The sequence below is a fragment of the Pseudomonas sp. GW821-FHT11G12 genome (genome assembly GCF_058808055.1).
Genome location: NZ_JBXARH010000007.1, coordinates 246,570 through 269,148, shown reverse-complemented (window position 1 = coordinate 269,148; position 22,579 = coordinate 246,570). Strand labels below are relative to the sequence as shown.

Below are 22,579 nucleotides of genomic sequence, written 5' to 3'. Positions count from 1 at the left end.
CTCGCGCGCTATGTCAGTGGCAGAGAGTTCAGGGTTTGAGCGGTTGCTTGATCGGCAGCAGAGCGCCGTAATCGTTGATCGCGTTGTACTCGACCTGCGCAGCCGCACCGGGCGCCGATTTGAGGGTGGGCAACGCAAAAACCTTGGTTTCTCCGGGCCCGACCATGCCGTTTTCGCTCTCGTACCGTTGGTTGCCGACACTCAATGTCAGGGCTACCTGGGACACGTGATAGGCCGTCGGGTTGAAGGCCTGGAGGGCAAAACCCTTGTCGGCCGTGACGACTTTCCATTGCACCTGTTGCGGCGCATCGCTGGCGTTGCCGGGCAAACCGTCGGGGCGATAGAAGATCTTGATCCGTGAACGGAAAGCCATTTGCAGCACGTTAAGATCCACCGGACCTTCAGCCTTGGGCGGGACTTCCAGCACATTGAGCCAGAACACCGATTCCTTACTGGTCGGCAAACCGCTGCCGGTGAACATCAACCGCAGGCTCTGGCCTTTGTCCGGATCGATCCGCGACACAGGCGGCGACAGTACGAACGGCGCCTTGGAACTGGTCGGACTGGACTTGATATCGCCATCGTCGACCCAGGACTGCACCAACACCGGACGGGCGCCGTTGTTGTTCAATTTGACGGTGACTTCCTTCTGACTCGCCGGGTACACCAGACGCGTCCCGGTGATCACCACACCGGCCTTGGCTTGCGAATACATCAGCAGGGAAAACATCACTAATACGCTGATACGAAGAACGTTTGCATATCGCATGACACACCTCTTCGGTCGCCATGGCGCGCAAGTCCCTCAGGACCGCACGCGCCACGGCAGACACGGCTTACTGATAGTCGACGTTGTAAGTCACGGAGCTGACCACGGTGCCCGGGGTGGTGGCGCCGGTGGCGAAGTACTGCACGGCGTAAGGCATGTTGGCCGCGCCAGTGCCGTCGATGGTGTTGCGGGTGGTGCTGGTGATCTGGCCGGTGCTGCCGGCCTTGATCACTGCGCCGCCCTGCTGATCCACCAGTTGCAGTTGCACGTTGGTCGCGGTGCCGGTCATGTTGTTCAGGTTGCCGCTGACCGGGTCGACGGTGGAACCTGCGTTGAAGAACGCGGCGGCGGTGGTGGCGGTGCCGACGCAGTTGCTCAGCTGGATGTTGAAACCGGTGCGGCCTTCGGACTGGCCGGCAGCGGTCAACAGACCGGTGGAAATGGTCGGCAGGGTCACGGTGGCGATGGCTGGGGAGACGACGCCGTCAACGGCGATGGTGCAGGTCTGGTTGACCAGTTCACCGTTGAAATTGATGGTGCCGTCAGCGGCATTGGCAACCTGGGCGCCAGTGGCAGCGACCAATACGGCGAGGGCGAGAACTTTGCGATTCATCAGGACAACTCCAATAGAAAGAGACCAACCTGTCGCGAAAGCCTGGATGGGTTGTCAGACGCGGGATGCGTCTTGAACTACAAGCCATCTGCCTGGGCGACGCAGTCATCTTGATCTTCTGGAGGAGGCGTTCGTGTAGGCGCATTCCCTGCGCCATGTAGGAAAATTCCTAGCGATTGAAACATTCAGACAAGGTAAGGCTGCAACTGCCCAGACAAGCGTTCCATGGCTTGTTGCAGGTCATCGACAGCCTCGGTCAACCGTGCGGAATCCAGCCCGTTGCAGGCCGTTTCCAGTGCTTCGCAGGCTTGCAGCAGACGCTGGGCCTTGATGATCCGCGCCCCGCCCTTGACCCGGTGCGCCAGGTCCGCCAGCCCCGGCAGATCATGCGCCGAGAACAAGCGCATCAGGCGCGCCATGTCTTCATCGTTGCTGCTAGCCAGATCGCCCAGCAGGCTGGCGATCGAGACGGGATCGCCGCGGGTCAGTTGCTCCAGACTCGCCAGATCGAATTCATCATCCGAAGCTGGCGCAGGTTCGGGTGCAATCGCGATCTGCTCCGGAACCACCCCCGCCAGGCGTGCATTAAGGTCCTTCAGGCTGATCGGCTTGAACAGACAATCGTCCATGCCCGCCATGCGGCAGCGGGCAATTTCCTCAGGTTGGGCGTTGGCGGTGAAACCAAGGATCAACCCCGCTTTCAGCCCTCGCGCCGTTTCGTCGTCACGAATCGCCCGGGCCAGTTCGTAGCCGTTCATGATCGGCATGTTGCAGTCGGTGATCACCACGTCGAACGACTGCGCCCGCCAGGCACGCAAGCCGTGCGCACCGTCTTCGGCATCGGTAACCCGGTGACCGAGATAACTCAGTTGCCGGGACAGCAGCACGCGGTTGGCCGGGTAATCATCGATCACCAGAATATTCAGCGAGCGGCCGGGCAGCGTCGGCTCGATCTCTTCGGCGGGGACCTCGGCGAGTGCCGGCAGCGTGGACAGCGTCAGTTGCACGTCGATCTGTGTGCCCTGCCCCGGCGTGCTGCTGAGGTTGAGCTGGCCGCCCATCATTTCGCACAGCGTGCGGCTGATCACCAGCCCCAGGCCGGAACCGCTGCGTGATTGCTGTTGGTTGTCCGCTTGAGTGAACGGACTGAACAGCCGCTGCTGGTCCTGCTCGGAGATGCCGACGCCGGTATCTTCAACTCGCAGGCTGATCGCCAGACGCTCGTCGTCGGCCGTCGGCAGCGATTTCAGGCTCAGGCGCACCTGCCCCTGCTCGGTGAACTTGATCGCATTGCTCAGCAGGTTCGACACCACTTGCTTGAAGCGCAATGGATCGATCAGCACATCGCGATGCGTGCCCACGTCCAGATCAAGCACCAGCCGCAGTTGTTTCTGCCGGGCCAGGCCTTCAAAGATGCGCGCCACCGATTCCACCAGTTCGCGTAGGTTGGCCCGTTCGGGGGCCAGCGACAGGCGCCCGGATTCGATCCGCGCGATATCCAGAATGTCGCCGATCAAGTCCAGCAAACCACGAGCGGCCCCGGATGCGACTTCGATGGCGAAGCGGTCCGTCACGCCTTGATCAGCTTGCTTCATGGCGAGTTCGAGCATGCCGATCACCGCGTTCATCGGCGTACGGATTTCATGGCTCATGGTCGCCAGGAACGTGGTCTTCGCCCGGTTCGCGTCGTCGGCGCCCTCCTTCGCTTCGCGCAACGCTTCGAGCAGGCGCTGGCGTTCGCTGACGTCGATCCAGCCGCCGATCATTCCGCTGACCTCGCCGTTGCTGCCGCGGTACGGCAGCATCCAGTGATAAATGGTCAACATCTTGTCGCCCAGGCTCAGGTGTCGATCCTGCACCCGTGGCACGCCTTCGCTCATCACTTGCAGATAGTCGTCGTGGTACGCCTGGGCCTCGGCCCGATCCGGCAACACACCTTCGATCACGGTCTTGCCGATTACCGCTTCGCGCTCGACCGCAAACACCTGCAAGTAGCCCTCGTTGCAGACCAGCAGCCGGCCTTCCCGATCGCGCACGTAAATCGGATGCGGTGTTCCGTCGATCAAGACCCGCATGAACTCCAGCTGGTCGTTGAGGGCGATTTCCGCCTGTCGACGCTTGCGCATCAGCCAGCGCAGATAGGCGATCCAGCCCAGCGCCAGCAACAGCAGAACGGCCGCCAGCGCAAAGCCTTGAATGATCGCGCTGCGGTTGCGCAGCCAGTAACTGTCGTCGACCACCACCTCGCTGCGCCAGCGATTGGTCACCTCGTCCATCTCTTCCGGCGGGATGCTCAGCAGCGCCTTGTCGAGGATCGAATACAGCTCCAGTGAACCACGCGCCGTGGCAAAGGCGACGCGTGCGGACTGGGTGCCGACCGTGCTGGTGATACGCAACCGGTCGCGATACTGCCGGGAAATCATGTAGCGCGCGGTGATCAGCGAGTTGACCGCCGCATCGGCCTGACCGTTGGCAACCATGGCCATGGCCTGCTGCGCGTTTTCGGCATCCACCAGAATGACTTTCGGATATTGCTCGACCAACATGTCGCGCACCGGATTGCCGCGAATCAGCGCCAGCCGTTTGCCGGCCATATCGTCCAGAGTGTTGGGACTGGTGGTGCTGGTGCGGGTGACCAGCACAAACGGCGTGCTCAGGTACGGCCGGGTGAAGCGCAGGACGTTTTCCCGTTCGGCGCTCGGGGTCAGGGTGATCAGCAGATCCGCCTGATTGCTACGGATTCGTTCGAGCAACTCCGGCACGGAGGCGGCGCGCTCCACATCGAATTTCAATCCCGTACGCAATGCAACCTTGGCCAGCACATCGGCACTGATGCCACGGAACTCGCCATCCTGACCGTAAAAGGACAACGGCAGAAAACTGTCGTCGATCGCCACCCGCAAACGTGGATTGCGCGCCATCCAGCGTTGCTCGGCGGCGCTGAAATGCAGTTTCTGCTGACCGGGCATGCTCGCCCCGCCAGCGCTCCAGCGCCGCAGGATGGTCATGCGTTCGCCCACCGGAATGCTCGCGAGCGCTTCGTTGACGATGCGCAACAGACGCTCGTTGCTACGCGGCATTGCGAAGGCGAAGTTCTGCACTTCCATCTGCGAGAAGTCGGCCAGTTGCACGTTGTTCAGGTAGTTCTTGTTGATCAGGTAATTGGCACTGATCGAATCGCCCAGATACACATCGGCACTGCCGAAGGCCACGGCGCCGATGGCACTCAGGGTCGAGGGATAAAGTTGTACGTTCGCCTTGGGATAAAACGCCCTGACCGCATCGGGCGGCAGGTAGTGATAGAGCATCGCCACCTGTTTACCGGCCAGGTCAGGCGTCAGGTTCTGACTGTCGCCGACCCGGGTCACCAGCGTCGGCTGATCGTCGGCATAGGCGCGCGACATCACCAGATCAGCGTCGGCGCCTTCATAGCCGTTGGAGGTGCCCAGCAGATCTACTTCACCCTGCTTGAGCGCGTCCACCACTTCCGAGCGCGAGGCATAACGGCGTACTTCGATGCGCACATGCAGCAACTCGCCGAGCAACTGTGCGTAATCGGCGGTCAGGCCTTCGTAGTCTTCGCCATTGCTGGTGATCGCGAACGGCGCATAATCCGGCGCCGACGAGCCCAGGCGCAAGGTGCCTTTGGCGCGCAACCAGCTCCAGTCCGGTTCATCGAGCGAGACGCTGTAGTCATCGACCGTCGAGCGACCAAGGACGTGCAGGGTTTCCACCGGGGCGGCGGTTACGTGTGCAGGCACGATCAGCGCAGACATCAAGGCGCAGGCCAGCGCCAGCAGTCGGGCTCGCAAGTGAGGGCGCATTCAGATCAGGTTGTTGCGTTTGGCGAAATCGGCGAGGTACACCACCGACTTCACATTGAGTTTCTCGATCAGCCGGGTTTTGTAGGTGCTGACGGTTTTGTTGCTCAGCAACATGGCATCGCCGATTTCCTTGTTGCTCAAGCCGTTGGACAACTGCTGCAGAATGGTCAGTTCACGGTCGGACAGACTCTGGATCAGCTCGAGATCGGTCGCCTCGACGTCACTGCGGCGGACCGAACTGGTCGCCAGATTCGGGAAGAACGTGTAGCCGTCCATGACCGCCTTGATCGCCTTGATCAATTCATCGAGCTCGTTGGTCTTGGAGATGAAACCGGCCGCGCCAGCCTTCATGCAGCGCATGGAATAGAACAGCGCCGATTGCGACGTCAGCACCAGGATCCGGCTCTTGAGGTTCAGCGCGCTGATGCGTGCAAGCACTTCGAGGCCGTCAAGCTTGGGCATCCCGATGTCGAGGATGATCAGGTCCGGCGCATGCTCGCGGGCCATCTGTACGGCATCCGCGCCGTTGTCCGCTTCAGCGACGACCTCGAACCCTTCTTGTTTGAGCAGCATCTTGACCGACGAACGAATAAACGGGTGATCGTCTACAACCAACGCTTTAAACATAGAAACCTCTATAAGGCATGCCGGCGTGCACCCGGAACGCGATAATCCATAGTCTGTAAAAGCATTCAAAGGATTGAACAAGACGAACCGCCAGAACATACATCAGCGTGAACATCATTGTAGGAACTTTCCAGAGCTTTTCCGCCAGCCTTGTGACGGCGATCAAAGCTGATCAGGCGCGGGCCTCAGCCACTGCAACAAGTCATGGCCGGTCATGGGGCGGGCCAGATAAAAGCCTTGCCCCACCTCACACCCCAACACGACCAACGCTTTGTGCATCGAGCCGCTGCTGACACCTTCAATGACCAGTTGCATGTCCAGTGATCGAGCCAGGGCCAGCGTGGTCTCGACCATCGTTTTCCAGCACGGCTCATAAAGATGCCGAACCCGCTGACCATCGAGTTTGAGTTGGTTGAAAGGCAGTTGGCACAGCAGTTTCAGAGATGAAAAACCACTGCCGAAATCGTCGATCGCCAACCCGCAGCCGAGCATGCGCAGGCGAAGCAGGTTCTCGCGGGTGGCCGGGGCAATCTCCAGCAGGCCGTTTTCACTCAGCTCGAACTGCAAGACCGACCCGGCGAATCCATGCCGTTGCAATGCGCCCTGGATGTGGGTAACCAACCCGTCGGAGGCCAATTGCGAAGCGTGAAGATTGAACGACAACTCCAGTTCAAGACCCTGCCGACGCAAGATGCCCAACAGGCACAAACCTTGTTCCAGCAACTGTTTGAACATCGTGTCGATCAGGTCATAGGCAAGCACGGCCCCCAGAAAATCCCCGGGCAACAACAGGCCCTTGGCAGGATGCTCCCAGCGCACCAGCGCCTCCGCACCGGCGAACTCGCCCGACTGCAAGAAAAACTTGGGTTGGAACCAGGCGCGAAATTCACCCAGGGCCAGGCCACGGCGCACATCGTCTTCGCTGGGCAAATCCCTGGGCAACGGCGGTGTTTCCAGGGACGAATGAGCCGTGCGAAACCGGTGCAGCGCCCGGTGCAATACACGCAGTTGCACCGGATGACGAATCACACCGAGCAGTTGCAGGCCGCACAGCGCGTCCATTTGACCGATGGCCCGCTGCAATTCGGGGCGCAGATCACCGCTCAGAATGACCGCACCGGCCATGCCAGCCTGATGAGCGCAGCGCAGAAACTCCAGGCAATCGGTTCCCGAACCGAGCAACTCGCACACCACCACATCGACACCGCCGCACAGGTGCATCTGCACCAGCGCCTGCTCGTTGTCGCGGGCTTGCACAACCTCACGTGCGCCCAGACGCTGAAGCATCTTGACCATCACGCTGCGTGCGAAGTCATGCTTTTCCAGTACCAGAATACGGAGTGAGGTCATTTTCCATCTGTCGCCGCGCAGGATCCGAAGACCTGCATAGTGGCGTTGGAAAATGAACGGGATCGACAGATAAATCCGACCATCGTGTAGGAAATTTCCTAACGAAAGCGGTTATTCCGTAGTGCTCGGGCTCCAGAACGCCTGCACCACCAGGTTCGACGTTGAAATCCGCTTCACCAGGGCGTCCAGCTCATCGCCGTCCACCGAGGTGGTTGCGAGTGTGGCTTCGATCTCGATTTCATCAGCACCGAAGGCGTGCACATCGACGTCACTGGCCGGGTAGTTGCTGCGTTCGAGCTCGGCTTCAAGCAAGGCGAACACAGCCGTCTGCTGCGAGCGCCGGGCGATGACGTAGACGATGTTGGTGACTTCCGCCGAGACCACATCCAGTGGCTGGCGGTTGATGTTGTTGACGATCGGTCGTAGCAAGGTATTCGCGGCGAGCACGAACAAGGTGCCGAGCACGGCTTCGGCCAGCAGGTCGGCACCGGAACAGGCGCCGACCGCTGCCGAAGTCCAGAGTGTGGCGGCGGTGTTGAGACCGCGCACGTTACCCTCCTCGCGCATGATTACACCGGCGCCGAGGAAACCGATCCCGGACACCACGTAGGCGACCACCCGCACCGCGCCTTCAGCCCCGCCGAGCCGGTTGGCCATGTCGACGAAAATCGCCGCGCCGACCGCCACCAGCACATTGGTGCGCAAGCCCGCCGTACGTTGGCGGTACTGGCGTTCGAAGCCGATCAGGCCACCGAGGATGAAGGCCGCGCTGAGGCTGACCAAAGTATCGAGCAGCGAATCGAGGTTGATATTGTTGATGGCTTGCATGTTGAACTCCTTGAAACCGCCCCCCTTGCTCCCACAAGGGGGGAATCTTTCCTGTTACTGCCAGCCGAACCGGCGGATGTAGAAGCCTTTTACGGCCTGGGTCAGTGCCATGTACGCCAGCAGGATCACCGGCAGGAACACAAAGTACATCGACGGCAGCGCCTGCAATTTGAAGTAGTGCGCCAGCGGTCCCATCGGCAGGAAGATGCCCACGGCCATGATGATTCCGGTCATCACCAGCAGCGGCATGGCCGCGCGGCTCTGCAGGAACGGAATCTTCGGCGTGCGGATCATGTGCACGATCAGCGTCTGGGTCAGCAATCCCACCACAAACCAGCCGGACTGGAACAACGTCTGGTGATCCGGGGTGTTGGCATCAAACACGTACCACATCAAGGCGAACGTTGTGATGTCGAAGATCGAACTGATCGGGCCGAAGAACAGCATGAAGCGTCCGACATCCCCGGGCTGCCAGCGTTGCGGCTGTTTCAGCATTTCGTCGTCGACGTTGTCGAACGGGATCGCGATCTGCGAAATGTCATACAGCAGGTTCTGCACCAGCAGGTGCATCGGCAGCATCGGCAGGAACGGAATGAACGCACTGGCCACCAACACCGAGAACACGTTGCCGAAGTTCGAGCTGGCGGTCATCTTGATGTACTTGAGCATGTTGGCGAAGGTCCGGCGCCCTTCCAGCACGCCCTCCTCCAGCACCATCAGGCTCTTTTCCAGCAGGATGATGTCGGCCGCTTCCTTGGCGATATCCACCGCGCTGTCCACGGAAATACCGATGTCTGCGGCGCGCAGCGCCGGTGCGTCGTTGATGCCGTCGCCCATGAACCCGACCACGTGGCCGTTGCCCTTGAGGATGCGCACGATGCGCTCCTTGTGCGATGGCGTCAGCTTGGCGAACACGTTGGTGGTCTCTACCGCCACCGCCAGTTCCGCGTCGCTCATGCGTTCGATGTCGTTACCCATCAACAGGCCTTGTTGCGCGAGGCCCACTTCGCGGCAGATCTTGGCGGTCACCAGCTCGTTGTCGCCGGTGAGCACTTTCACGGCCACGCCGTGTTCGGCCAGAGCCTTGAGTGCCGGTGCGGTGCTTTCCTTCGGCGGATCGAGGAATGCCACGTAACCGATCAGCGTCAGTTCCTGCTCGTCGCCCAGGCTGTAAGTGTCGCGACCTTCAGGCATCGACCGTGCCGCCACCGCTACCACGCGCAAGCCTTCAGCGTTGAATGCTGCTGTTACCTGACGAATTCTCGCCAGCAATTCATCGCTCAAGGCTTCGTCGACTTCACCGTGACGAACCCGGGTGCACACCGACAACACTTCTTCCACCGCGCCTTTGCAGATCAACTGATGCGGTTGGCCGTGCCCTTCGACCACCACCGACATGCGCCGGCGATTGAAGTCGAACGGGATCTCGTCGACCTTGCGAAACGCCGTGCCGACCTTCAGTTCACGGTGGACTTCCACGTGTTCCAGGACCGCCACGTCGAGCAGGTTTTTCAGGCCGGTCTGGTAGTAGCTGTTCAGATAGGCCATTTCCAGCACATCGTCGGAGTCTTCACCCCAGACGTCGACATTGCGCGCCAGGAAGATCTTGTCCTGGGTCAACGTGCCGGTCTTGTCGGTGCACAGCACGTCCATGGCGCCGAAGTTCTGGATCGCATCCAGGCGTTTGACGATGACCTTCTTGCGCGACAGGAACACCGCGCCCTTGGCCAGGGTCGAGGTGACGATCATCGGCAGCATTTCCGGGGTCAGGCCCACGGCGATCGACAGCGCGAACAGCAGGGCTTCGGTCCAGTCACCCTTGGTGAAACCGTTGATGAACAGCACCAGCGGCGCCATGACGAACATGAAACGGATCAACAGCCAGCTGACTTTGTTCACGCCTTGCTGGAACGACGTCACCCCGCGATCGGTTGCCCCGACCCGCAGCGCCAGCGCACCGAAATAGGTGCTGTTGCCGGTAGTGAGAATCACCGCGACCGCTGTCCCGGACACCACGTTGGTGCCCATGAACAGGATGTTGTCGAGCTCCAGCGGGTTACGCGTATCGCGATCCGCCTGACGGGGGAATTTCTCCACCGGCATCGATTCGCCGGTCATCGCGGCCTGGCTGACGAACAGATCCTTGGCGCTGAGCACCCGGCAATCGGCAGGAATCATGTCACCGGCCGAGAGCACGATCAGATCGCCGGGCACCAGTTGCTTGATCGGCAGTTCAGTGCGCGGCGCATCCCGGCGCAGCACGGTGGCGGTGTTGCTGACCATCGCCTTGAGCGCGTCGGCCGCCCGGTTGGATTTGCTTTCCTGCCAGAAGCGCAGCAGGGTCGAGAGCACCACCATCGAGAAAATCACGGTGGCGGCCTTGAGGTCGTCCGTCAGCCACGAGATCACCGCCAACAGGGTCAGCAGCAGGTTGAACGGGTTTTTGTAGCAGTGCCACAGGTGGGTCCACCACGGCAGCGGTTGCTCATGCTCGACTTCGTTGAGGCCATGCTGCGCACGCAGCACATCGACTTCGAAATCGGTGAGGCCGTCGGTGTGGGTACCGAGGTTCGACAGCAACACGCCGCTGTCGCAATGGGCGGCGTCCACCAACGTGTTGGCCAGGGTGGGCGGCACTTCACGGCTGACCGTGGTGTCGCGAAGACTTTCCAGCACGGCCAGACGACGGAAGTGCCGGGCGATGTGACGGGTCCGCAGGAAGCCTGCGAAAAATTCCTTGAGCGTAAGTTTCATGGCTGTTGCCCCTATGGTCAGCCGGGAAACCGTCAAGCAGGTACGTCCAGCCCTCTTGCACCGAAAAATTCGGCACGGCAAGGGTTGGCGCGCCAGTCAAAAAAGACAGGCGTGTCGATAGGGCTGCGATTGCGACGAAAAAGTCGAAACCACGCTCTTTTCAGCGTCGATGAGAAGGACGTCGGGACATGGTCTCAACTGACCATGATCGGGATGCCGCTGCTCGCTGTTCGGCGAGACAACGGCACAAAGGAATGCGCGTTATCTTGCCGAGAATCTGCCGGTTACAAGGACCGGCCGACAACTGTCACTCGAACAAGTACCCACTGTGGGTCTCCGCTATTGATGAAAACGCGCGAAGCTTACGCCCCGATGCCTGGAGAGTAAACCCGTAAAGGGAATGAGGTCGGGAGATGTGGAGGTCATTCAGGAAGGGTTCAGGATTGACTTCGAAACGACTCCCGCGCTCGGCGCAGGAGTCGTCAGGACGTCATCAGCTGGCCGTGGCCAACAACAAATCCATCACCGAACGGCTGTGCCCGCGGTGCTTGCCATGCTCATACAGCGAGCCGGCAATCTCGTCCGCACGAATCGGCAGGATCGACAGCAGCGTATCACTCAGGCCGTGGCTAGCCTGGCAGAAGCCCTGCATGTACAGACCGGCCTTGCAGCGCTCGTCGGTGATCAGCTTGTAGTTGCGATCGACCTCGAAGTCGCCCAGGTACTCTTCCAGCGGCGCCAGTAGTTTGCGATGCATCTGACGCTCGTAACCGGTGGCCAGCACCACCGCGTCGTAGGCACGCACGGTGACTTCGCCGGTAGCGTTGTTGCGCACGGTCAGTTCGATACCGTGTTCGGTGGCGGTAGCTTTCTCGACAGTGGTCAGGGTGCGGAACGCATGGCGCGCCACGCCCGAGACTTTCTGCCGATAGAAAATGCCGTAGATGCGCTCGATCAGGTCGATGTCGACCACCGAGTAGTTGGTGTTGTGGTACTCGTTGACCAGACGCTCACGCTCGCTGCTCTTCTGCTGGAAGATCAGGTCGGTGAACTCCGGCGAGAACACTTCGTTGACGAACGGGCTGTCGTCCGCCGGCTTCAACGCAGAGCCACGCAGAATCATGTCGACCTGCACCGACGGGAACGAATCGTTCAGATCAATGAAGGCTTCCGCCGCGCTCTGGCCGCCACCGATGATCGCGATGCTCATTGGCTGATTATTGACGCACGGCTGCTTGGCCATCTCCGCCAGGTACTGCGAGTGGTGGAATACTCGCGCATCGCCCTTCAGTGCCTTGAAGGCTTCGGGAATGCGCGGTGTGCCGCCGGCACTGACCACTACCGAACGTGCGGTGCGAACGAATTGCTGGCCGTCCACACCACGGGAAATCACCCGCAGCGCTTCAACCTGATGGTTGTGCAGCACCGGTTCGATGGTCAGCACTTCTTCGCCGTAGCGGCTCTGTTCAGTGAACTGCGCGGCCACCCAGCGCAGGTAGTCGTTGTACTCCATGCGGCACGGATAGAAGGTGCCGAGGTTGATGAAGTCCACCAGACGACCGTGCTGCTTGAGGTAATTGACGAACGAGTACGGGCTCGTCGGATTGCGCAGGGTCACCAGATCCTTCAGGAAGGAAATCTGCAACTCGCTCTGGGTCGAGAGCGTGTTGCCGTGCCAGCTGTAGGTCGGTTGCTTGTCGAGAAACAGCACATCCAGTTCGCCCTGGGTCGGGCCACGCTCTTGCAGAGCGATGGCCAGCGCCAGGTTCGAAGGGCCGAAACCGACGCCGATCAGGTCGTGAACGATGGGCGATGCAATTGCCTGTGTCATTTCCAGTGTCCTCTGGATGTACCCCTCAACAGCGGGGATGAAGCCTGGGTGACCTGACCGGCCTTGTGCAGGACAGCAGATCGTCTGTTGAGTAGGAACGAGGACGGTGAAAAAAAATTTAACCGGGAACGATCAATGCCCATCCCATTGCTTGATGCGCACCCGGCAATGTTTCATGGCGTTGACGATGTGTTTTTCGACCAAGGCCTTGGAAATACCCAGGCACTCGGCGATCTCCGGGTGCGACAGCCCTTCGATCTTGCGCAGCAAAAAGCTCTCGCGGCACAACGCCGGCAGCTCGGCCAGTGCACGCTGCAACAGCGCCAGGCGCTGGCCATGATCGAGACTGTGATGAGGAGAAGGACTGAAATAGCGCTCTTCGCTGTCGAGCACATCAAGGGATTCGACCTGGCGCGAAGCATTGCGCCGGTGGTCATCGATCACCAGATTGAGCGCCGTGCGGTAGAGAAATGCGCGGGGCTGCTCGATCGGCGTATCGCTGGAACGCTCCAGTACCCGCAGATAAGCGTCATGCACCACATCTTCGGCCACCTGGCGGTTGCCTAGCTTGGCGTTCAGGAAACACACCAGCTCGCGATAGTAGTTTTCCAACATGACTCCCGGCCGCAGGGTGCGGTTTCGATCCTTGAGCCAGACCGGCGATCTGCCAAAACAGGCAGTGGCACGATGGTGGCAAATTCAGACGCGTAATTTATAGTAATTCTCATATAGATTTAAAGCGCTGTTTCCATTTGCCCGACAAATTGTTGCCAGCTATACCTGTTACCGCGTTTTTCAGCGCTTAAATTCCCCACCCCGTCTCTCGTTTAAAGGACAGCCCCCCGTATCTGTCGCGCCCTGCGACAGCGTTCGACCGTGGCCCGTTCGCGGTGCCTGCTGAACGACGGGCCGATTTCCACTGGCCGGAACCCTGCATGAAACGTCCCCGCCCCGCCCGACGCGCCCTGCTCATCGCCCTTTGTCTGATCCCCGTTATTGCTGTTGCCGCCTGGCAAGTCTTGCCGCCCGGCCGGGACAAATTCGCCACCGTGCAAGTCTCCCGTGGCGATATAGAAAGCAGCGTGACCGCACTCGGCACCCTCCAGCCTCGCCGCTATGTGGACGTCGGCGCCCAGGCTTCAGGGCAGATTCGCAAGATCCACGTGGAAGTCGGCGACGTGGTCAAGGAAGGCCAACTGCTGGTGGAAATCGACCCGGCCACGCAAAAGGCCAAACTCGACGCCAGCCAGTTTTCCATCGAAAACCTCAAGGCACAGTTGCAGGAACAACAGGCTCAACACGAACTGGCGCGCCAGAAGTACCAGCGCCAGCAGAACCTGGCCGCCGGCGGCGCCACCCGTGAAGAAGACGTGCAAACCGCCCGCGCCGAACTCAAAGCCACACAGGCGCGCATCGACATGTTCCAGGCGCAGATCCGTCAGGCACAGGCAAGCCTGCGCAGCGATCAGGCCGAACTCGGCTACACCCGGATCTTCGCGCCGATGGCCGGCACCGTGGTTGCGCTGGACGCTCGCGAAGGCCAGACACTCAACGCCCAGCAACAGACGCCACTGATCCTGCGGATCGCCAAGCTGTCGCCAATGACGGTCTGGGCGGAAGTTTCCGAGGCCGACATCGGCCACGTCAAACCGGGCATGAGCGCTTATTTCACCACCCTCAGCGGTGGCAACCGGCGCTGGAGCAGCACCGTGCGGCAGATCCTGCCAGTGCCGCCCAAACCGCTGGACCAGACCAGCCAGGGCGGCGGCAGCCCGACCAGCACCAGCAAAAGCGGTGCCGGTCGCGTGGTGCTGTACACCGTGTTGCTGGACGTCGACAACGCCGACAACGCGCTGATGGCGGAGATGACCACCCAAGTGTTCTTTGTCTCGAATCAGGCGAAAGACGTCCTCACCGCACCGATTGCCGCCCTGCATGGCAGCACCAAACCTGACAGCCAGATTGCCCGGGTCGTGGCACAGAACGGCGACATCGAGCAACGCACCGTGCGCACCGGCATCAGCGATCGCTTGAAAGTGCAGATCCTCGACGGCCTCAGCGAAGGCGATCATCTGTTGATCGGCCCGGCCGACGGCAACGGAGGCTGAATGCAAACGCCCCTGATCGACCTGCAGGACATCCGCAAATCCTACGGCGGCGGTGACGCGCCCGAAGTTCACGTGCTGCGCGGCATCGACCTGTCGATCCATGCCGGCGAGTTCGTGGCGATCGTCGGTGCGTCCGGCTCCGGCAAATCGACGCTGATGAACATCCTCGGCTGCCTCGACCGGCCCACGTCCGGCGAATACCGCTTTGCCGGGGAAAACGTCGCCGGCCTGGACACCGATGAACTGGCCTGGCTGCGTCGCGAAGCCTTCGGTTTTGTGTTTCAGGGATACCACCTGATTCCGTCCGGCTCCGCCCAGGAAAACGTCGAGATGCCGGCCATCTATGCCGGCATTCCCGCCGCCGAGCGCCATGCACGGGCCGCCGCCCTGCTCGAACGCCTCGGTCTGGCCTCGCGCACCGGCAACCGTCCCCATCAACTGTCCGGTGGTCAGCAACAACGGGTGTCGATCGCCCGCGCCTTGATGAACGGCGGTCACATCATCCTTGCGGACGAACCGACCGGCGCGCTCGACAGCCACAGCGGCAAGGAAGTCATGGCGCTGCTCGACGAGCTGGCGAGCCAGGGCCATGTGGTCATCCTCATCACCCACGACCGTGAAGTGGCAGCCCGGGCCAAGCGCATCATTGAAATCAGCGACGGCCTGATCATCCGCGACAGCGCCACGGAAGACCCCACCGTGCAGGCCAGCGCCAACCCCGGCGCCTTGCAGGCCGTGGATCTGCGCAAGCGCCTGAGCGAGGGCAGCGAAGCGAGCGGCGCCTGGAAAGGCGAACTGGTCGATGCGGTGCAAGCGGCGTGGCGCGTCATGTGGATCAACCGCTTCCGGACCGCGCTGACGCTGCTGGGCATCATCATCGGCGTGGCGTCGGTGGTGGTCATGCTCGCCGTCGGTGAAGGCAGCAAACGCCAGGTCATGGCGCAGATGGGTGCCTTCGGTTCCAACATCATTTACCTCAGCGGCGCCGCGCCGAACCCGCGCACGCCGCCGGGCATCGTCACCCTGGATGAAGTCGCCGCACTGGCCAGCCTGCCGCAGATCACTCGCATCATGCCGGTCAACGGTGCCGAAGCCGGGGTGCGCTTCGGCAATCTCGACCACATGAGTTACATCGGCGGCAACGACACCAATTTCCCGGACATCTTCAACTGGCCAGTGGTCGAAGGCAGCTACTTCACCGAGGCCGATGAGCGCAACGGTGCGGCCGTCGCGGTGATCGGCAAGAAAGTCCGCGACAAGTTGCTCAAGAACGTGAGCAATCCCATCGGCCAATACATCCTGATCGAGAACGTGCCGTTCCAGGTGGTCGGCGTACTGGCCGGCAAGGGCGCCAGCTCCGGTGACCAGGACAGCGACAATCGCATCGCCATCCCCTACTCCGCGGCCAGCGTTCGACTGTTCGGCACGCACAACCCCGAGTACGTGGTGATCGCCGCCGCCGATGCGCGCAAGGTCCACGAAACCGAAATGGCCATCGAGCAATTGATGTTGCAGTTGCACAACGGCAAGAAGGATTTCGAGCTGACCAACAACGCCGCGATGATTCAGGCCGAAGCGCGTACGCAAAACACCCTGTCGCTGATGCTCGGTTCGATTGCCGCGATTTCGCTGCTGGTCGGCGGCATCGGCGTGATGAACATCATGCTGATGACCGTGCGCGAACGTACTCGCGAAATCGGTATCCGTATGGCCACCGGTGCCCGTCAACGCGACATCCTGCGTCAGTTCCTGACCGAGGCGGTGATGCTCTCGGTAGTCGGCGGCATTGCCGGCATCGGCCTGGCGCTGCTCGTGGGCGGCGTGTTGATACTCAGCGAAGTCGCCGTCGCATTTTCCTTGGTGGCCATCGCCGGCGCCTTCGCCTGCGCACTGATCACCGGGGTCGTTTTCGGCTTCATGCCCGCCCGCAAAGCTGCCCGGCTCGACCCGGTCACGGCCCTCACCAGTGAATGATCGATCTATGAAACCGCAACTGAGCCTGTTGACCCTTTGCCTGATGCTGAGTGCCTGCGGCAGCCCCGCCCCACGCCCGGAAAGCGGCGTGACCGCCCCCGCCGCGTGGCAGTCGCCGACCGGGCAATCGGTGGCGCAGACCAACCAGCAATGGTGGACGCATTTCGCCAGCCCGCACCTGAACCAGTTGATCGGACAGGCGCAAAGCGGCAGCCACGACCTGGCCGCCGCCATTGCCCGCGTGCGTCAGGCCCGCGCCAGCACGGTGATCGCCGGCGGTTCGCAATTGCCGGAAATAACCGCAGGCCTGAATGCCAACCGCCAGAAACTGCTGCGCGGCAACGGCTACAGCCAACTGGATGCCGACAGCAGCAACAAGGCTGTGGACTACTTCGACGCCAACCTCAGCGCCAGTTATGAAATCGACTTCTGGGGCGGCCAGGCCGCCACCCGCGAAAGCGCCCGCCAGGGCTTGCGCGCCAGTGAGTTCGATCAGGCCACCGTGGAACTGACCCTGCTCAGCGACGTCGCCAACCGTTACACCCAGGCGCTGTCATTGCAGGAACAAAGCCGCATTGCCGCGCTGAACCTGGCCAACGCGCAGAGTGTTCTGCAACTGGTGCAGACCCGTTTCAATGCCGGCTCTGCCACCGCGCTGGAACTGGCCCAGCAGAAAAGTCTGGTGGCCGCGCAACAGCGACAACTGCCCACGGTGCAGCAACAGGCCGAGGACGCGCGAATCGGTCTTGCGGCTCTGCTCGGGCGACCAGTGCAGGAATTGCCACCGAGCCTCGAATCGTTCGATCAACTGCAATGGCCGCAAATCGCTGCCGGATTGCCCAGCGATCTGCTGACCCGTCGCCCGGACATCGCCCGCGCCGAAGCGCAACTGGCAGCCGCCCAGGCGGACGTCAAAGTCGCCCGCGCCGCCATGCTGCCCAAGGTCACCCTGAGCGCGCAGCTGGGTTCCGGCGCCAACCGCTTCGACGATGTAATGCGCAGCCCGTTCTACAACTTCACCGCCGGGCTGATCGCACCGATCTTCAATAACGGTCGTCTGTCTGCAGAACGTGACAAGGCGACCGCCCGCCAGGAAGAATTGCTGGAAACCTATCGCGGCGCGATCATCAATGGCTTCGCCGACGTGGAAAAAGCCCTGAACAGCATTCAGGGTCTGGATCAGCAGCGGCAATGGCAGACCGAAGAACTGAACCAGGCACAGACTGCGTTCAACCTTTCCCAAAGCCGCTACCAGGCCGGCGCCGAAGACCTGCTGACCGTGCTGGAAACCCAGCGCACGCTGTACGCCGCGCAGGATCTCAACGTGCAACTGCGACTGGCGCGGATGCAGGCGAGCATTGCGTTGTACAAAGCGTTGGGCGGGGGTTGGGAGACGCGCTGAAAAACAAAAGATCGCCAGCGGCGATCTTTTGCTTCAAACCTTGGCTTTCAAATGACGCGCATACCACGGCCGTTGCGGCACGCGGCGGAACAGCGCAGCGAGTTTCTTCTCGTCGCCGATGAAAGTGATGCGCAGCGCCAGCTTCATGGTCTCGGGGTCCATCTCCACTGACTTGCCCACCTGCAAACCCGGCGTGGTGCTGCAACCGTGGGTGGTCGGCCCCAGCCACGGGTCCGCGACCTCGTTCCAGCGCCCCGGCGCAAACCACTGCACACCGTTGACCACTTGCCGCGTGACTTCGCCCGGATGGAAACGCTCGTGAGCGCGGAACCAGTCCTCGATGCGGTCATCGATCCAGCCGTGGAAATGCCAGAACACCGGGTTGACGTGGGATGAAAACGGATCGCCGAGGAAGTCGTTTTCCGCCGCAAACCAGCGTGCGGCGAAATCCGCCGGATCCCGGGCAAACGGCACCGGTTGGCCGTTGGACGGATCGCGCGGCACCGAGGCCCAGCGCATGTGCAGCCAGTCGTGCAGCCCCAGCTCCACTTCTGAACCGAACTGGCCCAACGTGAGCTTGGCCAGATAGGCCGGATCGCGGTACTGCGACTCCCAGACCTGAAAGTTGCTTTCATAGGTCTCGGCAGTTTTCAGGTCGCTGACCCACTGGCTGTACTCATTGTCGCCATCGGCCAGCCACGTCGGCGGCAGTGCCGTGCCGTCGTGGTTGTCGAAGTAGCGGGCGAAACCGACCCGGTCGCGGATCAGTTCGGGTTGCGGCAGCGGGAAATACTCCCACGACGGCAGATCCTGCATCGAACGCGCCGTGCCCAGCATGTGCCGGTGCATGAAGAAGAAGTCGACGCCCGAACCGTTGCGATCCTTGCGGTCGCCACGGGCATCGCGCTCGTTGTCACGCGGGCCGGGCTGCCAGCCGAGACCGCGCAACGCGTTGCGCTTGTCTTCGGCCAGGGTGTGCCACTTGTCCCGCGTCGCATGCCAGACCTGGTGAAACAACCGATGCTCGGGAGAGATCAGCCACGCCAGCAGCGTCGGATTCAGCGGCGTGCGCTGCCGGGCTTCGGGGAACAGATGTTTGACAGCAATGAAGCGGTTGTCCTGCATCGGCAGCGCCAACGGCCGATCCAGACGCGACACCCGACCGCTGAGGCTGCCGCTGCCGGCGTTGCCGAAATCGGCCCAGACTTCGTCGAGGATCATTTGCAGTTCGTAGTCGATGTGACCGTTGGCACTGATCAGCCGCCAGCTCAACTTCGCCGCGTCGCCCTCGGCCAGATCACCGATTATTCGGTAACGCGGTGTTTCGCCAGAGCGCAGACGCTCGGGCGTATCCAGAAAACCGCAGACACCGCGCCCCTTCTGGCCGATGTCGAGGAACACTTGCAGACCGTTTGCCGGCAGCCCTTCGACACCAGCGTCGCGGCCCTCGAAACGGATGTCCCAGACCCCGCGCAACTTGTTCGCCAAACGCTGACCGGCCATGTCGGCCACGTCGAACGACGCCTCGCCGGGGGTGATCGTGGGGTCCGGTCTGGTCCATTCACGATGACCAAAATAAGCCGCAGGCACCGCAGCGCCAGTCAGCGCCAGGCCTGCCATGAACCATCGTCGAGAAATCTTCATTGCCCTACCTGTGTCAGCCATGAAGCAGGCTTTATCCAAGCTAGAACGTACGCTGCCCCGACAAATTTAAGGGCGCCCCCGCCACAGGGCGATGCGACTAAATTTCGTTGCCAATCACTCGTTCTTTCCAGATAGCAATGGCCCCTGCGCCAGTACCTCGACGGCGAACCTGACTGAGATGGCAATGACAAAACCACGTTCGAAAAAGGCTCTTTTCATTGGCCTGCCACTGGCCCTGGCGATCAGTGCCGCAGCAGGCTTCGCAGCCTGGGATTACTGGCTCAACGACAACCCCGGCTATCCGGCCAAGGTGATGGACCAGGCCCGCGAGATGCACCAGCACCTGCTGTCGTTCGACAGCCACATCACCGTCCTCCAAGACTTCGGTACCCACGGCAATGAAGCCGACAAGGACGGGCCCGGGCAATTCGACCTGATCAAGGCCAATCGCGGGCAATTGTCCGGTGCGGCGCTGACGATTTTCGGCTGGCCGGAACTGTGGAACGGCGCCAATGCGCCGCACAAGCCGACGGCGGGTTTCGTTGAAGAGGCGCGCAACCAGCAGGAGATCCGCTACAAAATCATCTCCGGCATGGTCCGCGACTTCCCCAATCAGGTCGGGATTGCCTACACGCCCGATGATTTCCGCCGCCTGCACGGCGAAGGCAAGTTCGCGATTTTCATCAGCATGCTCAACGCCTACCCGCTGGGCCACGACCTGAACCTGCTGGACCTGTGGACGGCGCGCGGCATGCGCATGTTCGGCTTCAGCTACATCGGCAACAACGATTGGGCCGACTCGTCCCGGCCACTGCCGTTCTTCAATGATTCGCCGGACGCGCTCGATGGCCTCTCCGACATCGGCAAGCAAGCGGTCAAGCGCCTTAACGATCTGGGCGTGATCATCGACGTGTCGCAGATGTCGACCAAAGCCCTGGAGCAAGTCGCACAACTGAGCCGTACACCAATGGTGGCCTCGCACTCGGCGCCTCGGGCTATGGTCGACATCCCCCGCAACCTCAGCGACAAAGAACTGCAACTGATCAAGAACAGCGGCGGCGTGGTGCAGGTGGTGGGTTTCTCGCAGTACCTGCGCCCGCTGACCCAGACCACTCAGGACAAACTCAACGAACTGCGCAAGAGCTTTGACCTGCCGCCACTGCCCAACCTCGCGATGGCGCTGATGCCGGGCGACCCGATCATCGCCGCGTGGCCCGAGGCCAAGTTCGGCCAGTACGCCAGCCGCCTCTACGCGATCCTCGATGAAGAACCCAAAGCCACGCTCAAGGACTACGGCGACGCCATCGATTACACCGTGCGCAAGATCGGCATCGACCATGTCGGCATCAGCTCCGACTTCAACGAAGGCGGCGGCGTCAAAGGCTGGGAGAACGTCGGCGACATCCCCAACGTCACCGCCGAACTGATTTCGCGCGGCTACTCCGAAGCCGACATCGCCAAGCTCTGGGGCGGCAACTTCCTGCGGGTCTGGGATCAGGTGCAGAAAGCCGCCCGACCTGCGCTGATTTCACAGCAGGACAAGATCAAGCCATGAGTGATCGTCGTACGTTTCTCAAGCAGGCGGGGATTCTCGCCGCCGGCCTGCCGCTGGCCTCGGGCATCGTCCAGGGCGCCAGCCCCGCCAACACCGCGAACGTTGCGCCAGCAGCGCCGGCACAGGACAAATGGGCGCAACTGCGCACGCTGTTCGAGCAGGATCCGGACTGCCTGCACTTCTCCAACTTCCTGATCACCTCGCACCCCAAACCGGTGCGTGACGCCATCGCCCTGCACCGCGCCGCCCTCGACAAAAATCCAGGGCTGGCGATGGACTGGGACCTGGGCGTGATCGAGCAGCGCGAGGAAGAGGTGCGGGTCTGGGCCGGACGCTATCTGCAAGCCGACGCCAGACAGATCGCCCTGACCGGCAGCACCACCGAGGGCCTGGCGATGATTTACGGCGGCGCCCATGTGCGTGCCGATCAGGAAATCCTCACCACTCAACACGAACACTACGCCACCCACACCATCCTCGCGCTGCGCACACAGCGTGAAGGCACCAAGGTGCGCAAGATCCGTCTGTTCAAGGATCCACACACGGCGAGCAAGGCCGAAATCCTCGCGGCCATCGACAGCAACATCCGCCCCGAAACCCGCGTGCTGGGCATGTGCTGGGTGCATTCGGGCAGCGGCGTGAAACTGCCGATCGCCGAAATCGGCGCGTTGGTCGACAAGCACAACAAGGGCCGTTCGGACGACAACCGGATCATTTATCTGGTGGACGGCGTGCACGGCTTCGGCGTCGACGATCTGAGCTTCCCGGCGATGAACTGCGACTTCTTTATCGCCGGCACCCACAAGTGGATGTTCGGCCCGCGCGGGACCGGCATCGTCTGCAGCCGTTTCGATCAGGTCAGGTACGTCACGCCGATCATTCCGACCTTCTCCGAAGCCACCGCGTTTTCCACCACCATGACCCCCGGCGGCTACCACGCCTTCGAGCACCGCTGGGCCCTGAACGAAGCGTTCAAGTTACACCTGCAACTGGGCAAGGCCGAGGTCCAGGCGCGCATTCACGCCTTGAACAGCTACCTGAAAAAACGCCTGCAGGAACACCCGCAGATCGAACTGGTCACGCCGCTGAGCCCCGAACTGTCCGCCGGCTTCACCTTCTTCCGGGTCAAGGGCAAGGACTGCGACAAGATCGCCGCCTACCTGATGCAGAACAAGGTGATCGCCGATGCCGTCGACCGCGACGTCGGCCCGGTCATTCGCAGCGCGCCGGGCCTGCTGAACAACGAACAAGAAATCGACCGCTTCATGACCGTGCTCGTCAGCCAGATCTGAGCACCGCG

15 protein-coding genes are annotated in these 22,579 nt (G+C 61.6%); 5 read left to right on the top strand and 10 right to left on the bottom strand.

The annotated features are described in order from the left end of the window. Positions 1-28: 28 nt before the first annotated feature. The 9 genes from AC1RR7_RS21165 to AC1RR7_RS21125 all read right to left on the bottom strand — a co-directional run bounded on the left by AC1RR7_RS21165 (position 29) and on the right by AC1RR7_RS21125 (position 13,211). Positions 29-769, bottom strand: a complete 741-nt coding sequence (locus AC1RR7_RS21165; RefSeq protein ID WP_493158365.1) for a fimbria/pilus periplasmic chaperone — start codon at positions 767-769, stop codon at positions 29-31. Positions 770-836: 67 nt separating this feature from the next. Then, positions 837-1,382, bottom strand: coding sequence for a fimbrial protein (locus tag AC1RR7_RS21160; RefSeq protein WP_493158363.1), 546 nt, complete (start codon positions 1,380-1,382; stop codon positions 837-839). Positions 1,383-1,567: 185 nt separating this feature from the next. Then, positions 1,568-5,158 (bottom strand): transporter substrate-binding domain-containing protein, encoded by a 3,591-nt coding sequence (locus AC1RR7_RS21155; protein WP_493158398.1) that lies wholly within the window; start codon positions 5,156-5,158, stop codon positions 1,568-1,570. Between the two features lie 48 nt (positions 5,159-5,206). Then, positions 5,207-5,833, bottom strand: a complete 627-nt coding sequence (locus tag AC1RR7_RS21150; RefSeq protein ID WP_493158362.1) for a response regulator — start codon at positions 5,831-5,833, stop codon at positions 5,207-5,209. A gap of 162 nt (positions 5,834-5,995) precedes the next feature. After that, complete coding sequence (locus AC1RR7_RS21145) at positions 5,996-7,183, bottom strand: EAL domain-containing response regulator (protein WP_493158360.1); 1,188 nt, start codon at positions 7,181-7,183, stop codon at positions 5,996-5,998. A 111-nt stretch (positions 7,184-7,294) separates the two neighbouring features. Further along, positions 7,295-8,011 (bottom strand): MgtC/SapB family protein, encoded by a 717-nt coding sequence (locus AC1RR7_RS21140; protein ID WP_493158359.1) that lies wholly within the window; start codon positions 8,009-8,011, stop codon positions 7,295-7,297. A 54-nt stretch (positions 8,012-8,065) separates the two neighbouring features. Continuing rightward, positions 8,066-10,765 (bottom strand): magnesium-translocating P-type ATPase, encoded by a 2,700-nt coding sequence (gene mgtA / locus AC1RR7_RS21135; RefSeq protein ID WP_493158357.1) that lies wholly within the window; start codon positions 10,763-10,765, stop codon positions 8,066-8,068. 493 nt (positions 10,766-11,258) lie between these two features. Continuing rightward, entirely contained in the window at positions 11,259-12,596 is a 1,338-nt protein-coding gene (locus tag AC1RR7_RS21130) for a lysine N(6)-hydroxylase/L-ornithine N(5)-oxygenase family protein (RefSeq protein ID WP_096821164.1), read from the bottom strand. A 132-nt stretch (positions 12,597-12,728) separates the two neighbouring features. After that, entirely contained in the window at positions 12,729-13,211 is a 483-nt protein-coding gene (locus AC1RR7_RS21125; RefSeq protein WP_096821163.1) for a sigma-70 family RNA polymerase sigma factor, read from the bottom strand. Between the two features lie 320 nt (positions 13,212-13,531). Between AC1RR7_RS21125 and AC1RR7_RS21120 the strand changes: the two genes are divergently transcribed. The 3 genes from AC1RR7_RS21120 to AC1RR7_RS21110 are packed head-to-tail and all read left to right on the top strand — an operon-like array spanning position 13,532 to position 18,080. After that, on the top strand, positions 13,532-14,704 hold the full coding sequence (locus AC1RR7_RS21120) for an efflux RND transporter periplasmic adaptor subunit (RefSeq protein WP_096821162.1): 1,173 nt from the start codon (positions 13,532-13,534) through the stop codon (positions 14,702-14,704). Then, positions 14,705-16,678 (top strand): MacB family efflux pump subunit, encoded by a 1,974-nt coding sequence (locus AC1RR7_RS21115; protein ID WP_096821161.1) that lies wholly within the window; start codon positions 14,705-14,707, stop codon positions 16,676-16,678. A 7-nt stretch (positions 16,679-16,685) separates the two neighbouring features. Then, the gene (locus AC1RR7_RS21110) at positions 16,686-18,080 is read left to right on the top strand and encodes an efflux transporter outer membrane subunit (RefSeq protein ID WP_493158356.1); all 1,395 of its coding nucleotides are present in this window, start codon (positions 16,686-16,688) and stop codon (positions 18,078-18,080) included. A gap of 33 nt (positions 18,081-18,113) precedes the next feature. Here the strand turns inward: AC1RR7_RS21110 and pvdP are convergent, their stop codons facing one another. Beyond that, positions 18,114-19,724: a pyoverdine maturation tyrosinase PvdP gene (gene pvdP / locus AC1RR7_RS21105; protein ID WP_102621959.1), complete on the bottom strand. Its 1,611-nt coding sequence runs from the start codon at positions 19,722-19,724 to the stop codon at positions 18,114-18,116. A 184-nt stretch (positions 19,725-19,908) separates the two neighbouring features. Between pvdP and pvdM the strand changes: the two genes are divergently transcribed. Together pvdM and pvdN are read left to right on the top strand one after the other, a co-directional pair. Beyond that, positions 19,909-21,279, top strand: coding sequence for a pyoverdine-tailoring dipeptidase-like protein PvdM (gene pvdM, locus AC1RR7_RS21100; RefSeq protein ID WP_102621958.1), 1,371 nt, complete (start codon positions 19,909-19,911; stop codon positions 21,277-21,279). Next, entirely contained in the window at positions 21,276-22,571 is a 1,296-nt protein-coding gene (pvdN, locus tag AC1RR7_RS21095) for a pyoverdine-tailoring periplasmic protein PvdN (protein WP_493158354.1), read from the top strand. Before pvdM ends, pvdN begins: the two co-directional genes overlap by 4 nt. Positions 22,572-22,579: the final 8 nt, after the last annotated feature.

Coding starts and splice junctions, on each gene's coding strand:
- AC1RR7_RS21165 (WP_493158365.1), bottom strand. CDS start 769: ATGCGATATGCAAACGTTCTTCGTATCAGCGTATTAGTGATGTTTTCC.
- AC1RR7_RS21160 (WP_493158363.1), bottom strand. CDS start 1,382: ATGAATCGCAAAGTTCTCGCCCTCGCCGTATTGGTCGCTGCCACTGGC.
- AC1RR7_RS21155 (WP_493158398.1), bottom strand. CDS start 5,158: ATGTCTGCGCTGATCGTGCCTGCACACGTAACCGCCGCCCCGGTGGAA.
- AC1RR7_RS21150 (WP_493158362.1), bottom strand. CDS start 5,833: ATGTTTAAAGCGTTGGTTGTAGACGATCACCCGTTTATTCGTTCGTCG.
- AC1RR7_RS21145 (WP_493158360.1), bottom strand. CDS start 7,183: ATGACCTCACTCCGTATTCTGGTACTGGAAAAGCATGACTTCGCACGC.
- AC1RR7_RS21140 (WP_493158359.1), bottom strand. CDS start 8,011: ATGCAAGCCATCAACAATATCAACCTCGATTCGCTGCTCGATACTTTG.
- mgtA (WP_493158357.1), bottom strand. CDS start 10,765: ATGAAACTTACGCTCAAGGAATTTTTCGCAGGCTTCCTGCGGACCCGT.
- AC1RR7_RS21130 (WP_096821164.1), bottom strand. CDS start 12,596: ATGACACAGGCAATTGCATCGCCCATCGTTCACGACCTGATCGGCGTC.
- AC1RR7_RS21125 (WP_096821163.1), bottom strand. CDS start 13,211: ATGTTGGAAAACTACTATCGCGAGCTGGTGTGTTTCCTGAACGCCAAG.
- AC1RR7_RS21120 (WP_096821162.1), top strand. CDS start 13,532: ATGAAACGTCCCCGCCCCGCCCGACGCGCCCTGCTCATCGCCCTTTGT.
- AC1RR7_RS21115 (WP_096821161.1), top strand. CDS start 14,705: ATGCAAACGCCCCTGATCGACCTGCAGGACATCCGCAAATCCTACGGC.
- AC1RR7_RS21110 (WP_493158356.1), top strand. CDS start 16,686: ATGAAACCGCAACTGAGCCTGTTGACCCTTTGCCTGATGCTGAGTGCC.
- pvdP (WP_102621959.1), bottom strand. CDS start 19,724: ATGAAGATTTCTCGACGATGGTTCATGGCAGGCCTGGCGCTGACTGGC.
- pvdM (WP_102621958.1), top strand. CDS start 19,909: ATGACAAAACCACGTTCGAAAAAGGCTCTTTTCATTGGCCTGCCACTG.
- pvdN (WP_493158354.1), top strand. CDS start 21,276: ATGAGTGATCGTCGTACGTTTCTCAAGCAGGCGGGGATTCTCGCCGCC.